This window comes from Microcoleus sp. B9-D4, assembly GCF_036705105.1.
In the GTDB taxonomy this organism is placed as follows: Bacteria; Cyanobacteriota; Cyanobacteriia; order Cyanobacteriales; family Microcoleaceae; genus Microcoleus.
Map to the genome: position 1 here is coordinate 101,607 of NZ_JAUBTS010000019.1, position 14,811 is coordinate 116,417.

General features: G+C 45.0%; 11 protein-coding genes. 4 read left to right on the plus strand and 7 right to left on the minus strand.

Features of this window, described 5'->3' with window-relative positions; all coding sequences use genetic code 11:
• The first annotated feature begins 281 nt into the window (after positions 1–281).
• Positions 282–1,304, plus strand: coding sequence for a tetratricopeptide repeat protein (locus QUB24_RS14185; protein ID WP_333153796.1), 1,023 nt, complete (start codon positions 282–284; stop codon positions 1,302–1,304).
• Positions 1,305–1,395: 91 nt separating this feature from the next.
• Here the strand turns inward: QUB24_RS14185 and QUB24_RS14190 are convergent, their stop codons facing one another.
• The 5 genes from QUB24_RS14190 to QUB24_RS14210 form a co-directional block, all read right to left on the minus strand.
• The gene (locus QUB24_RS14190; protein WP_333153797.1) at positions 1,396–2,142 is read right to left on the minus strand and encodes a hypothetical protein; all 747 of its coding nucleotides are present in this window, start codon (positions 2,140–2,142) and stop codon (positions 1,396–1,398) included.
• Between the two features lie 727 nt (positions 2,143–2,869).
• Positions 2,870–3,592 (minus strand): pyridoxine 5'-phosphate synthase, encoded by a 723-nt coding sequence (locus QUB24_RS14195; protein WP_333153798.1) that lies wholly within the window; start codon positions 3,590–3,592, stop codon positions 2,870–2,872.
• A 406-nt stretch (positions 3,593–3,998) separates the two neighbouring features.
• Positions 3,999–4,925 (minus strand): DUF4435 domain-containing protein, encoded by a 927-nt coding sequence (locus QUB24_RS14200; protein ID WP_333153799.1) that lies wholly within the window; start codon positions 4,923–4,925, stop codon positions 3,999–4,001.
• A complete protein-coding gene (locus QUB24_RS14205) occupies positions 4,925–6,286 on the minus strand; it encodes an AAA family ATPase (protein ID WP_333153800.1) in 1,362 nt (453 codons plus the stop codon). Before QUB24_RS14205 ends, QUB24_RS14200 begins: the two co-directional genes overlap by 1 nt.
• A 199-nt stretch (positions 6,287–6,485) precedes the next feature.
• Complete coding sequence (locus QUB24_RS14210) at positions 6,486–7,253, minus strand: nucleotidyltransferase domain-containing protein (RefSeq protein WP_333153801.1); 768 nt, start codon at positions 7,251–7,253, stop codon at positions 6,486–6,488.
• A 273-nt stretch (positions 7,254–7,526) separates the two neighbouring features.
• Here QUB24_RS14210 and QUB24_RS14215 point away from each other — a divergent pair, with 273 nt between their 5' ends.
• On the plus strand, positions 7,527–8,387 hold the full coding sequence (locus QUB24_RS14215; RefSeq protein ID WP_333153802.1) for a Tab2/Atab2 family RNA-binding protein: 861 nt from the start codon (positions 7,527–7,529) through the stop codon (positions 8,385–8,387).
• 90 nt (positions 8,388–8,477) lie between these two features.
• Here QUB24_RS14215 and QUB24_RS14220 read toward each other — a convergent pair whose 3' ends face one another.
• Positions 8,478–8,657, minus strand: a complete 180-nt coding sequence (locus tag QUB24_RS14220) for a hypothetical protein (RefSeq protein WP_333153803.1) — start codon at positions 8,655–8,657, stop codon at positions 8,478–8,480.
• Between the two features lie 375 nt (positions 8,658–9,032).
• Between QUB24_RS14220 and QUB24_RS14225 the strand changes: the two genes are divergently transcribed.
• Both QUB24_RS14225 and QUB24_RS14230 read left to right on the plus strand, forming a co-directional pair.
• Positions 9,033–10,328: a TldD/PmbA family protein gene (locus tag QUB24_RS14225; RefSeq protein WP_333153804.1), complete on the plus strand. Its 1,296-nt coding sequence runs from the start codon at positions 9,033–9,035 to the stop codon at positions 10,326–10,328.
• A gap of 6 nt (positions 10,329–10,334) precedes the next feature.
• Positions 10,335–11,483 (plus strand): GDSL-type esterase/lipase family protein, encoded by a 1,149-nt coding sequence (locus QUB24_RS14230; protein ID WP_333153805.1) that lies wholly within the window; start codon positions 10,335–10,337, stop codon positions 11,481–11,483.
• Positions 11,484–11,786: 303 nt separating this feature from the next.
• Here the strand turns inward: QUB24_RS14230 and QUB24_RS14235 are convergent.
• Positions 11,787–14,811: calcium-binding protein (locus tag QUB24_RS14235; RefSeq protein WP_333153806.1), on the minus strand; the 3,025-nt coding region annotated here is incomplete at its 5' end.

Consider the following 14,811-nt stretch of genomic DNA (forward strand, 5'->3'; position numbering starts at 1 on the left):
TGTGTAACTGCAAACCTAATTCGGTATGCGGTGGTAAGAGTTGCGTGATTCACCCAGAGTTAAGATTCACAGCCGCTCTAAAAAACGATGAGTGCGGTTAGCTAAAAGAGCTTTTTACCAGAGGAAAATAGTTAGTTTCGATCGCAAATTGTTGAGGTTGTTACGGGTAGTGTGTACGGGCGATCGCCCTGTATCAAATTTTTCATATTTTTAGTGGAATTACAGTTTTACTCCCAGTAGGATATCAGGTAGAATCATCCTTAAGATAGATACGAAATATTATGAACTTAATTCAAAACTTGGAAGCGGCTTGGTATTACCATCTGGGTTCGCGCCACCTCGAAGCTAACGATGATCATGGTGCTCTGGCGAACTTTAACAGAGCTTTGAAGTTGCAATCAGATCATTATAAGGCTTGGTTCGGCCGAGGTATGGCTCTGGGGAAATTAGAACGGCACTTAGAGGCGCTGAAGAGTTTTGATGAGGCCTTGGCGGTGGAGCCGAATGCGAGCTTTGGCTGGCACAACCGGGCTATTGCTTTAGGAAAGTTGGGCCGCCCAATGGATGCTCTCAACAGTTTTGACCGGGCTCTGGAGTTCAGTCCGTGCGCGGCGAGTATTTGGCACAACCGGGGACTGACGCTGATCGATATGGGGCTGTACCAGAAGGCGGTTCTGAGTTTTGATCGCTCTTTAAATTTGTATCCGGAGGCTGCTTGGGCATGGTACAACCGAGGTAATGCCCTGTTGGAACTCAAGCTTTACTATCAGGCGCTCAACAGTTTTGACCGGGCGATCGAGTTTAAGCCTGACGATGCGAAGGCTTGGTACAATCGCGGTATAGCTGCAAACTCTATGGGACTTTACAAACAAGCAGTAGCTAGTTTTAGCCGATCGATCGCTCTACAACCGGGCAGAGCTGATGCTGTGGGCGAACGGAGAGTTGCTTTGGAGAAATTAGTAGGTTTAAATCAGAGAAATGCCAAGTTCACTCCCACATCTGAGCGTCCCTTTGAAGATTATTTAATTTGGTACAACCGAGGCGTGGAATTGGCGCGAAAAGGCTGCTACTCTGAGGCGATTGCTTGCTACGAAACAGTTTTAGAAATACATCCTGATTTTGCTAACGCTTTTTACAATAAAGCTTGCTGTTATGCGCTACTGGGATTTGCTGATTTGGCCCTTGACAATTTGCAGCGGGCTGTTGAGTTTATCCCTAATTTATACCGAGAGCTAGCTTTAGCTGACCCGGATTTAAGCTGCATTTGGAAACAAGAACGTTTTGAAGCGCTGATCCAAGGTTGATGTTACACAAAAAACAGCTCGCCAATGGGGCGAGCTGTTTTTTTGGGCGGCGCAAATTCGATCGCCCTCAAGAGTAGTTGTGCAATCTTTGCTATTGCACAGAAACTCGGATTGAGGACTTGACCGGCCTCTTGGCAACTACGATTACCCGGTAGGTGCCGGATTCCGGTAGTTGAGCAAAAGTTTGACCTTCGCCTTGATCCAGGAGTTGTCCCGTCGGAGATTCGATCGCCAGATCTAGATTTTTGTTGCTAGCTGTCACCCTAATTGTCTGTCCCTGCTGGCCTTGAACCGTGATGGGCTGGATTTGGTAGCCGGACATTTTGAGTTTGACTGTGGCTTGTTTTTCCTTGAATGCTATGGGAATTGCGCGATCAGGCCTATAAGTCCACTTGGCGTTAAAGTCGCGTCCGAGTACAAAGCTGGTGGTTTCACCTTTCGGAGTAACTCGCACGCGGTAGATGCCTGACTCTGGCAACTGGCCAATCCACTGATTGTCTGCTTTTTCAATAACCCCCATATTTTCACCATTGGGACTGTACAGTTCGGCTGTCAGTTGTCCCGCCCACAGGGAGAGAGTGAGTTCTCGCCCTTTGATGCCTTCAAAAATATAGGTGGTGGGTTGGTTGATTGTTTCTCGGATTTCCGAGGTTGACATTCGCTTGATCGGTTCGAGGTTTGAAACTGATTCAGAAGTAACGGGTTTGTTAAGGGTTTCTGTAATTTCCGAGGCAGCCATCAGCTCGCTCGGTGCAATTTTTGGGGCTACTGGGCTGGCAAATACTGATTTTGCCGTCATCATGAGTAGCATTCCAGTCAGTAAAATTAGTTTTTTCATGTCGCACTTCCGAGGGGGGTAAGGAATTGTATATGGTTACTTGTGTTTGCCTGTTTTCACCGGATTAAATCGGGCGATCGCACAGAGGCTACAGGAGGATATAGGATACACGTAAATATCCCGTACTTTCACAAAATCTGCTGGTAGCAAATTGGCAGTGCGGGAGCTAAGTAGTAGCCTCAGTTTGTCGGGGCATTTCAATGATACTCCCTAGCTATAATATCATCACAGAATATTAGTAATTTGGTCGAGGAAAATTCCAGCTTTTTCCGAGGAGCTTGCTAAAGAAATGCCCACACCCAAAAAACGCGGTGTCTTGGCTCTGGGAGGAGCGTTGCTACTAGAACACGGCTAGCACCCCACGGGGTTACGGCCCCTAGTGTTACTTCATTCTTTACCGAAAGCATCCAGGATACCCGCCACGTGATTCATCCGTCGAGAAATAAAAAACCTGTATCCGATGAAACTTGCCGAACGTATTTATCTCGCGCAAGTCAATGCTTCAATTCTAAAATCTAAAATCTAAAATCTAAAATCTAAAATCGATTGACGATCGCCTAATTATCTAGGGCGCTGCTAACCCCACCTTACCATATTTGTAGCGTGTCAAACCATTTTTTACGTAATTTTTGATACTGTATGTTTGTAGGGCGGATTTAGTTATTCTCTCTGATAAAAACGAGTTTATCACTACCACATCCGCCCTACCACACGAGGTTAATTTGTACTACGAACCTGCCAGGATTTTTAGGTAAGCTTGTACTGTGTTGGACAACCCCATTTCTAGCGCTTCCGCAATTAAAGCATGACCAATTGATACTTCTAGTATATCAGGAATAGAGCAAAATTTAGCTAAGTTTTGCAAATTTAAATCATGTCCGGCATTCACCCCTAAACCTGCTGATTGAGCGGCTTTAGCTGCTAAGACATATTCTTGAAAAACAGATTCTACTCTCCCTTCGCGAAAAGCAGTTGCGTAGGGTTCCGTATACAGTTCTACTCTGTCTGCTCCAACTTCTTTTGCTAGCGGCATGAGAGCAGCATCTGCGTCCATAAACAAGCTGACTCTGATACCATTGTCTTTTAATTTTTCAATGATTGGTAACAGCCGATCGCGATTTTCGGGAATATTCCAACCGCTATCGGATGTTAGCACGTCAGGAGCGTCTGGCACCAAGGTACACTGAGCCGGTTTTACGTCGCAAACTATATCCATAAATGGCGGCTGAAACGGATTTCCTTCGATGTTGAACTCAACGGTTAGCATTTTGGCTAATTCGTAAACATCGGCGGCTTTGATATGCCTTTCGTCGGGGCGGGGATGGACTGTAACGCCATGAGCTCCAGCAGCAATTACTGTTTTTGCGGCTTCAGTAACGCTGGGGATGCCGATGTTTCGAGAGTTTCTGAGGAGGGCGATTCTGTTGATGTTGACGCTGAGTTTTGTCATGGGATGTTAATCTTTAAAGTTGAACTCACATCTTGCATCTTTCTCAAGAACGGGCAAGATGCCCGTTCCACAAAGAGTAGATTTTCCTGTGGAACAGGCCGAAAAGCCTGTTCAAAAAAGGATTATTGACAGTGGTGCAAGATATAAGTTGATAATACTATATTAATCGCTTTCGGGACGAAACTTTGAGCCTAGGGCGGTAGTGTTAGGGCATTGTCAGAGGAAAAATTAGCTTGTGCAAGCGGTAAAGTTTCTGCAAAAAAAGCCTCAGCTATTTGCTGTTTTGCAGCCAAATCTTCAAGGTTGGCAATGCAGAAAAGCGGTGCAACGCGATCGAATTGATCACCGGATCGGAGACATTTTATAGATGAATAAATAGTGAAGTTAATAGATACAGGATTATAGCTTAACTATCTTTACTGTGCAGCAATATCAAATAATCATTCAAACTTTCGGGGGTTTCAGCATAGACAGAAAAAAGACTGATAGCTTGCTCGTTACTCAACTTATCCCCAAAAGTAAACTTTATTTTGTGTTTTATATACTTTTGAGCATTTGATGAATCCTGTAAAATTTGTTCAATTATTGTTACCAAAAACTCCATTTCATATTTGCCTCTAAAAGTTTTATATTGTTCACAACTGGTAAACTCATCAAGCTTTATGTTTAAAATATCTTCAGAAACTTCCAAGGCTTGTGGGAACTTGTGTTTGATGGTTTCACAATCATATTTTTGTACTACCGAGTCTAGCGTAAAATGAATAAAGTCTTTTGGTAATTTATCGACTAGATTTACACCTGTTTGGTTTCCCGTTTTATTCCTAATGTCTATCAAGCAAGCATACCAAGCGTTAATCAAAATCGTAGCTTGATGAAACTCTTGTTGTCTGTGCGTAAAAAGGCTAATACAAACTTGAAATGCTTCATCACTAACTTCTGATAAATGAAGTTCATTTTTTAGGATTTCTTTGAAAACATCTACTGAAGCGTAAAAATTTTCAATAGAATAACAAGGTGTTTCAAATATAGGTGGGTTATGAGGTGGTAAAGGTTCATTGAAATCCCTATCAATGAAAAAAGCTTTTTTGTATTTATCGTATTCCGCATGAATAGTAATAAGTCGGTAAACCTCTAATACTTTATCTCTGCCACCGCAATTTATTGGGTAATAGTTATCTGTGAAACGCTTGATTCTTGGTACATAGTAAGCATTATCATTTCCCTCAAAAAAGCAAAACAAGCCATCCTTACCTTTTTTGGTATGGAGGGCAAACTCTGCATAAGCAACTTGGGATTTTTCTCGGCTTTTCCTGAGTTTTTCTAGGTATGACATTAGGCTGTAATGACTTGTGAAGGTTTAACATATTCGTCTAAGCCAATTGCATATTTATCTAATTCATTATCAAAAATGAATGGGGAATGAGTTACTGCCAAAAGAAATTCACATTTTTCTGAATTGAGAATATCTGGAAGTAATTGCTTTTGCCAAGGCATTGATAATGATAACTCTGGTTCATCAAAAAGCACAATAAATCGTTTGTCACCTTCTGAAAGATAAATTCTAGAAAACATTGAAATAATTTGCTTTTCTCCTGAAGAAAGTTTACTCAATGCAATCTCAGAAGCATTTCTCTCTGATCTGATAAAAATTTTAATTGCACTTTCATCATAAAATACCTTTTTATTGATCAAATATTTATTACAAACGTCTCTGAAGACTTTCACAGAGTTGTCTAGCTCTTTTTGAGAAGAGTAAATTTCAATTAATTTTTTGATAAAAAAATTGAGAGAGCTATCTTTTGGCTTTGCTTCTTTCTTTAAAAGTAGTTCACTTATTCTTTGCTTTTTTTGTTCTGAAATTCTATTGCCAACTCGTGACAATAAAATTTCAACATCATTATCTTCGATGTTTTTCAAAAAATCACTATCTTTTACATCCTCTTCATCTTCTATTAGTTGACTTAAGATTTCTGATGACATCTCTGAAAAACCTTCTTTTAAAAGCCTATCAATAGTATTTTGAATGTTATCAAAACGTTTTTGAACATCATCCATGCCAAATTGGATAAGTGTATTTTCTTGATTTAAAAGTTCATCATCACTATAACCAAGATTGTATAAGTCTTCTTCAACACGTCTATATGTTGGAAAATACATAATCTCAATACCTTCAATACCTAATTCAATTTCTTTTTCACACTCACTAAAATGGAGGTTGGATTTATTGTCTTTATTCATTTCTAGCTTTTCAAAGGCTCGAGATATAAGATGAATAGGAAACTTTCTATACTTAAAATTATCTTCAAGCTCTTCGTATCTTGATTTTCTTCTGTTACCTTTGCTTTGTTGTAGGAATTTATTTCTGAGCATTTCAAGTTGAGGATAGCCAAATTGCTCAATAAAATCTCTAAGCACTGGATAATCGTAAAGTTCCTGAATCAATTCATCCACCTTGTCTTTATAGATTTCAATAGGATTTCCTTGGGAAAATTCTAAAATTAATTTATCAAAGCTGAATTCACCCAGCCTAAAAAAATTTCTTTTTAAAGTGTAATAAAAAAGGTTTAAGACTTGAGTTTTTCCAAGTCCATTTTCTCCAACGAGTATTTTCGTATTCTCATCAAAGGGAATGTGAACATCATCTGTGCCGAAAATACCCTGCACTGAAAAAGATTTTATATTACTTGTGTTCATTTTCTTGTCCTATTGATTAGAGCCATCAAATAAAGCTTCTAGGGTTGGAATCATGGCTTTCCTAGATGTGGGGCAAGCGAGTGCCTCCAGCTTAAACAAGGATAGCACAATTTTGAATGTATTGACAAGCGCAGTTTGGAAATTTAATAAGTAAACGATTAAGATATGTTTAAGTTTAGATTATCACAGATATTGTTTACTATGCAATACTCCGAAATTTCGCTGCTGCAAGCGGTAAGCTTTCGGCAAAAAAAGCCTCAGCTATTTGCTGTTTTACTGCCAAATCTTCAAGATTTGCAATGCAGAAAAGCGGTGCGACGCGATCGACTATTGGGCGCGGAAAATCTCGGCTAAAATATTTTAGTTCAAAATCGTATCTGTGGGGACGGTAAATCATGCCCAACAGTTCGACTAATGGTAGAAGCGTCCAATTGTGATAGTTGCCGATCGCATCTACTAAATGTCCGCGATAAATCTCTTTTTTTACCAGAGGTTGCAGTAAATCGAAACGGATTTTAAGGTCGTTGAATCTCGACTGCATTGTAGATAAATGTTTGCTTCGATCCAAAAGAGGCGGTACAATTAGATTAGCTTTGTCAAAGGCGATCGGCACTTTCCCGTGTCTCTCTATTTCCAGGAAATCGTTGGGGCTGCTGCGCCGAAAAACAGCGAAATCAATCAGCAAGAACGGCGGGCTTTCTTTCAGCCGCCAGAAGCACTGCGATTGACCGTGCCAAGCGGGTTCGGGAACTCGATATTTGAGTTCTATCTCGCCAATTTCTGCGAGGGCTTGTTCAACAATCTCAAATGTTTCTTCCACGCAGTTATCTTCAACCACAACCGCAATATCTAGGTCTGACCACTCGTCGGTGTATCCGTGGGCTGCTGAACCTCCTTGCCATAAAGCGAGAACATAATCTAAAGGTTGTAAAGTAGAAACAATCTTTTCGAGAATGATTTGTCTCATGGAATCAAGCTATACTGTTTGTTTTCCCTGGCTTGCACAAGTTTAACAAACGATCGCGTGTTGAGAGAGCTCCGCGACTGTTCTCCGAGGAGTTGCTAATGCTTCCGGTTGTGCACTCCTGCCAAAAATTACACGGGAAGCTGCAAGGGAGAGTGGCAATCTTTGAGAAAGTGCGATCGCCCTTGAAAGTGAAAATCAGCCTTAAATTGTCAGAATCAGAAACTTGCCCGCTGTCCGGTAACATGAGAAAGGATTAATTTTTAACAGCGCGGCATGGCTACTATTTGGGAACTCGACTTTTACAGCCGTCCAATCATAGACGAGCGAGAGAAAAAAAAATGGGAAGTGTTAATCTGCGAAAGCCCGCTGAATGTAGGCGACAAGGCCGAATCTCTGTTTCGCTACTCGCAATTCTGCTCCAGTTCTACCGTAAATTCCCTGTGGCTGGCGGGTGCAATTAAAGAGGCGATCGCCGCAGCACCGAAACGCCCCGAAAAAATCCGCTTTTTCCGCCGCCAAATGGCGAACATGATTACTAAAGCCTGTGAGGATTTGGATATTCCCGCCGCCTGCAGCCGCCGCACCCTCGCCCTTAGCCTGTGGCTGGAAGAACGGATGCAAGACGTTTATCCCGCCGAACCGGGCTATCAACCGGTTGTGAACCCGAGCGTTCAATTTGTACCTGAAACGCCGGTTGCGCTGCCGGATGCTTTAATCGGCGAAAAATGGGCGTTTGTGAGTTTGCCGATCGCAGCTTTTGACGAAATGTCCGAGTGGGATATCGGATTTGGCGAAGCTTTCGGACTGCCGATGACACGCCTCGCCCCAGAAACGCAAATTCCGGGACTAATTATCTACTCGTCAAGAGCAACAGCTTTGGCAGGTTGGATGTCGGGCTTGGAGTTGGCTTTCCTGAAATTTGAGAGCGGCCCACCCGCTAGGCTGGTATTAGATACGGGAGCTAACGATCGCTGGATTTTAGCTAATCTCAGAGACGCAGCAACTGAGAGAGAAGCGAAAGGATTTGAAGCCGCGAAAAACCAAGCAAAAAAAGTACATTTCTTAGCAATTCAGTCGAATCCCGAATCGGAATCTTTTGCAGGATTTTGGTTGCTGCACGAACTAACTATTTAGTCATTAGTTATTAGTCATTAGTCATTAGTCATTAGTCAGTTGTTAGTTGTTAGTAGTCAGTTGTTAGTAGTCAGTTGTTAGGGGAGCATCTCAATATTTGTAAAAATACTTCTTCTGCCTCCTGCCTTCTGCCTCCTGCCTTCTGCCTCTTTCCTTCTGCCTCCTGCCTTCTGCCTCCTGCCTTCTGCCTCCTGCCTCAAAACTCCAATTTCTAGCGGAGGGCTGCAAAGGTGAGATGCTCCCGTTGTTAGTTGTTAAGCTGTTGTGCATTTAAATTGTATGTTGAGGGCGGGCAAGATGCCCACCCCACAAGAAGGAAAATTTATTGCCCCATGCAATTTAAATGCGTATTAGCTTAGTAGCAGTTAATAATCTACCGTTATTTAGTCTAGCGTTAACAGCTAGATTGACTAATAACGAATAACTCATATAGCGGTTCTCAAATAATTGAGGTATGCTTTTCAGTCCAAGACCCGCGAGGCCTATGCTCTACGAACATCTCATGTTACTGAGAAAGGCTATAACTAATAACTACTGACTAATGCCAACTGCCAACTGCCAACTACCAACTAACAACTGACAACGGCCAACTGACAACGGCCAACTGCCAACTGCCAACTGACTAATTACCAACCACCGAGAACAATGACCAATCACCAATCAGCAGAACAACTGTTAGAACTAGCCACCAAAGCAGGTGCAGAAGCTGCTGAGGTATTGGAATCGCAATCGCTCTCACGGCCGGTCTTTTTTGAAGCAAACCGCCTCAAACAGCTAGAAACCGCCCAAGCAGAAGGCATTGCACTACGGCTGTGGCGGGATGGGCGGCCGGGTTTGGCGGTGGCCTACGGGCCCGTGGAACTGCAAATTTTGGTGGACAGGGCGATCGCGCTTTCGCAACTTAACGAACCGGAAACCATCGAACTCGGCACCGGTGAGAAAGTTGTTTATCCCGATCGCGGAGTGTCGGTGCCGGCCGAACAGCTAGTAAACTGGGGCAAAGAGGCGATCGCGATCGTCCGCGAAGCCTATCCAGAAAGCCTCTGCACCGCTGAACTCGACTGCGAAATCGAGAGCACGCGCTTGGTGAACACCAAAGGCTTGGATTCCAGTCACACCGACACCACCCTCAGCGGTTACTTGTCAGCAGAATTAGTGCGGGGCGAAGATTTCCTCAACATTTGGGAAGGCGAAACCGAACGCGGCACCCTCGACTTAAACACCAGCGCCAAGCGGGTTTTGCAGCGTTTGGAATGGGCAAAAGACAATGTAGCCCCCGCCACGGGCCGCGTGCCGGTGCTATTTACAGCCAAAGCCGCCGACTTGCTGTGGGGGACTGTCTGTGCGGCGTTGAACGGCAAACAGGTACTCGAAGGCGCTTCGCCTTGGAACGATCGATTAGGCCAACAAGTGACATCGCCACTTGTCACCCTCTCGCAGCAGCCGGATATCGGGCCCTATAGCTGTCCTTTTGATGACGAAGGCACTCCCACTCGGGCGATCGTCTTTATCAACAGCGGAGTGTTACAGCTATTTTATACCGATCGCACCACCGGTCGAGCCTTGGGCAGCGGCACCACCGGCAACGGATTTCGCCCGGGTTTGGGCAGCTATCCCACGCCGAGTTTATTCAATGTTTTGATTAAACCAGGTTCGCTTTCGCTAATCGATTTAATCGCTAAATTAGACGACGGAATTGTAGTCGATCAAATGCTTGGCGGCAGTGCCGGAATTTCCGGCGATTTTTCAATTAACGTCGATCTCGGCTACCGAGTCAAAAAAGGTCAAATAGTCGGCAGAATTAAAGACACAATGGTAGCGGGCAACGTCTACAGCGTCCTCAAACAATTAGTAGAATTGGGAGGAGACTCCGAGTGGAATGGTTCTTGCCAAACACCGTCTCTAATTGTAGAGGGATTGTCCGTCATCGGCAAGAATTAAAGTCAGTTGTTAGTTGTCAGTTGGCAGTTGGCAGTTGTTAGTAGTCAGTTGTCATCAATCATCAATCATCAATCATCAGTTAACAGTCAACAGTCAACAGTCAACAATCAACAATCAACAGTCAACAGTCAACAGTCAACAGTCAACAGTCAACAGTCAACAGTCAACAGTCAACACTTCCCAATTCCCCCACATAATATGCGTATTTGTTTTATCGGCGATTCTTTTGTAAACGGTACTTGCGATCCCAAATGTCTCGGTTGGACAGGACGGATTTGCGCTGCCGCTTGCGGACAAGGACACGATATTACCTACTACAATTTAGGAATAAGGGGAGAAACCAGTGCCAATATAGAAACTCGTTGGTTCAACGAAGTTTCTTGCCGCTTACCTCACTACGGCGACGGCAGAATAGTATTTTCTTTTGGTGTCAACGACACTTACCTAGAGAACGAAAAAATTCGCATAGAAGTTGAGAAATCAATTGAAAATGCGCGATATATTCTCAAGTCTGCCCAAGAAAGAGTCCCAGTTTTAATGGTAGGACCACCGCCAGTAATCGATGCCGATCGCACAAGCCGGATTGTAAACTTATCCGAACAGTTGGCCCAAGTTTGCAGCGAATTAGAAGTGCCTTATCTAGATGTTTGCACGCCGCTGCAAAACTCGGAAATTTGGCAAAAAGAACTTACCGAAAATGATGGCACTCATCCCCGCGCTGCGGGTTACGCTGAATTGGCTAAAATAGTTCACAATTGGGACGGTTGGAAAGCTTGGTTTAAAAATATCAATATATCAGATCAAGAGACAGTAACGCTGTTCCGAGCCGTCGGCAAAAAAGAAATGGAACTGATTAAAGAAAGCGATTTTCTGGCATTTCCGCCACGCTTATCCTTTCAGCCTACTTTTTATCCCGTAGTTCACAAAGCCTATGCCATACAAATCGCGCGAGATTGGAATACAAGAGATGCAGCATCGGGATATTTCGGCTATGTCACTCGCTTTCGGGTTGCGGCAGAATTCTTAAAAAAATATCCACTTCAAAATGTGGGCAGTTCGATTCACCAAGAATATTGGATTCCGGCAGAAGAACTGGCAGAATTTAATCAAAACATTGTGGGAAAAATTGAAATTTTTGCTGAATATCAACCGTAGAATAGGAGGAAATCATCCTTGAATTCAATCGGTTTGAAGTGATATCTTGCACGATTCTCAATTAGCCGTAGGGGCGGGTTCGCCAACAGCCTTAAAGCTTGCAAATAGGTTCTATAAACCCACCCGACCCCACGAAAAATCCTCTTATTGATATTGCTGCAAGATGTCAGTTTGAAGTGATAAATTTTGACTGGTACGGCACTCTGAATAGATTGGGAAAGGGTAAAACAACGAAGATCAACGCAAAATGGTAAAATTCATCGGCGTTAATCTACGTGTATCTGCGGTTAAAAAAAGCCGCTTCTAAATGAAAGTGAAATAAGGTTGATCCAGATTCAAATCCATCACCCCTTGCACCGTCGCAATTAAATCATCGGATTCACCGGGTTTTTTGAGGAAAATGCTAGTCGCATTTCCCGAAACCGACAGCGAATAATTGTCCTTAATTCCCGAAAGGACGATCGCATCCTCAGCAGAATTAAAGTCACTAATCACAGCATTACCATCACCAGAGTAGTAGATTTTATCACTATCTCCCAGCAAGAAACGGTCATTACCTTCCCCGCCCGTCAAAGTATCAAACTCCCCAACTCCGGGGTTAGTAGCACTCGGATCGATACCTGCTAAAGTATCATCCCCAACGTCACCGCTAACAACATCATTACCGCTGCCACCCAGCAAGAAATCATTATCTAACTGACCGAAAATGCTGTCATCTCCCGCATCACCGCCGAGAGAATCATCGCCCTTCCCGCCAAAAATTATATCGTTACCGTCTCCTCCCAAAACAACATCCAAGCCTTTATTTGCGTACAGCGAATCATTACCGCCGCCACCTAAGATGCCGTCGGAAGCTTTACCGCCGTAAACAATATCATTGCCATTTCCAGCATCAATCAAGTCGGTGCCAGCATTGCCCAATAGCCAATCTTCGCCATCATTGCCAAGGATATTATCACCACCATCTAAGCCGAAAATCGTATCGTCTCCAGCTAAACCATCCAATGCGTCACCTTGCGGAGTTCCGAAGAACAAATCGCTAAGCGGCCCGCCATTGAAAGTAGAATCAACGGTAGTATTCGGACTCGGAATCCCAATTGCCGGTGTTAAAATTTGGGGGCCCTCAGGTGTGGGAGTGGGAGTTGGTGTGGGTGTGGGTATGGGTATGGGTCTGGGTGTAGTAAACCGAGAGAGAATTGTATCGCCCGACAAACCTGCAACATTTTCTATGAATCCAGTACCGGGAACATTGCCACTGTCAGAATCAAAGAAATTGAGAAGTTCGATGTCGTTAGCGAGGTTGACTTGACCGTCTTTATTCAGGTCTACTACTAAGCTAGTACCGCTGCGGCCGATTCCTACTGCACCGTTCGTCAGAGATAAAGCTAAGGTAGTATCGGGGAGAACTAGGTTGTCAGTACCGGCAGCGCCTTGAATTTTGCTACCAGCGGCTGTTGCGGGGTCGAGGATAAAGGTATCGTTGCCACCACCACCGGTGAGAATGTCGGCACCGCCGTTACCGATTAAGCTGTCATCGCTGCTGCTGCCAGTGATAGTATCAGGCAAAGCTGTACCGATGATAACTTCGATACCGGTCAGAGTATCAGTACCTTCGGCTGTGGAACTTTCCGTAACCAAATTCACATTCACAGGACTCAACAGAGTAGCATAAGACACCGTATCGATACCGGCACCGCCGACAATACTGTCATTGCCCAAACCGCCATCTAGAGAATCATCTCCATCGCCGCCGTCGAGAGTATCATTGTCTTCGTTTCCGAACAAAAAGTCATTGTCGGCACCGCCCAACAAACTGTCATTCCCTTCAGCCCCGTACAGAGAATCTTTGCCATCTCCTCCATTGATAATGTCAGTACCTTCACCGCCCCACAGGCTGTCATCACCGGCAGCGCCGTCGAGAGTATCGTTACCTTCGCCGCCGTCGAGAGTATCGTTACCATCGCCCCCGTCGAGATAGTCGTTGCCAATCCCCGTACCGAGAATTACGTCACCGCCCGCCTTACTAATCGTAATGAGTTCGTCGCCGTTCAACACATCATTGCCAGCGTTGCCGAACAGCGAATCATTGCCTTGATTGCCCTCAATCTCATCGTTGCCGGCCAATCCGTCAATGCTGTCATCGCCGCTGCCACCTGGAAGGAAATCATCTTCTGGAGTCGCCTTCAGCGGGAAACTCTTGACAATAGCGTCCCCTGAGAGATTGCCAACTTGTTCGATAAAACCATCTCCTTGTTCGAGATTGGGTTCAGCGAAGAAGTCAAGAATCAACAAGTCGTCAGTTGCGTTAAAAATCCCGTCCTTGTTGAGGTCAATTAGCAAGTCGGTATCGAATTCGCCGCCCCGCGTGACGCCTGCCGTACCGGCGGCCAAGCCAGGAGCCAGCGTGAGACCATTGAGAGTTAGACTATCGGTGCCGCTGTCGTCAGCAATGATGCTGCCGCCTGGGGAGGTAGCATTTAACACGTAGAAGTCATCGCCGGTGCCGCCTTCTAGACTGTCGGCACCGCCACCGCCTTCTAGGGTATCGTTACCGTCATCTCCGTAGAGTTCGTCATTGCCAACGCCGCCATTGATACTGTCGTTATCTTCGCCACCGCTTAGTTCGTCATTGTCGTCACCGCCTTCTAGGGTATCGTTGCCGTCACCCCCATCTGCAATATCGCTGCCGACACCGCCAGAAATAGAGTCATTGCCTTCGTCGCCTGTAAGGGAGTCATCGCCGGCATCTCCTGTGAGGGTGTCGGCACCGCTGCCGCCTACAACTTCGTCATTGCCGTCGCCGCCGGAGAGCAAATTATTGCCCAATTCATCTTCTAGGATGTCATTTCCTGCGCCGCCAGTTAGGCTGTCGTTACCTTCGTCACCATTTAAGTAGTCATCGCCGGCATCGCCAGAGAGGGAGTCGGCACCGTTTCCGCCTAAAACTTCGTCATCGCCGTCGCCGCCGGAGAGCAAGTTATTGCCCAATTCATCTTCTAGGAAGTCATTGCCCGCCCCACCAAAGAGGCTGTCGTCACCTTCCTCGGCATTTAAGTAGTCATTGCCGTCATCGCCAGAGAGCGAGTTATTTCCTGCATCACCGAAGATGTCATCGTTCCCTGTTGTTGGCGTTGTCGGAGTTGGACTTGTCGGAGTTGGAGTTGTCGGAGTTGGACTTGTCGGAGTTGGCGTTGTCGGAGTCGGAGTTGTCGGAGTCGGAGTTGTCGGAGTTGGCGTTGTCGGAGTTGGACTTGTCGGAGTTGGCGTTGTCGGAGTTGGACTTGTCGGAGTTGGCGTTGTCGGAGTTGGACTTGTCGGAGTTGGCGTT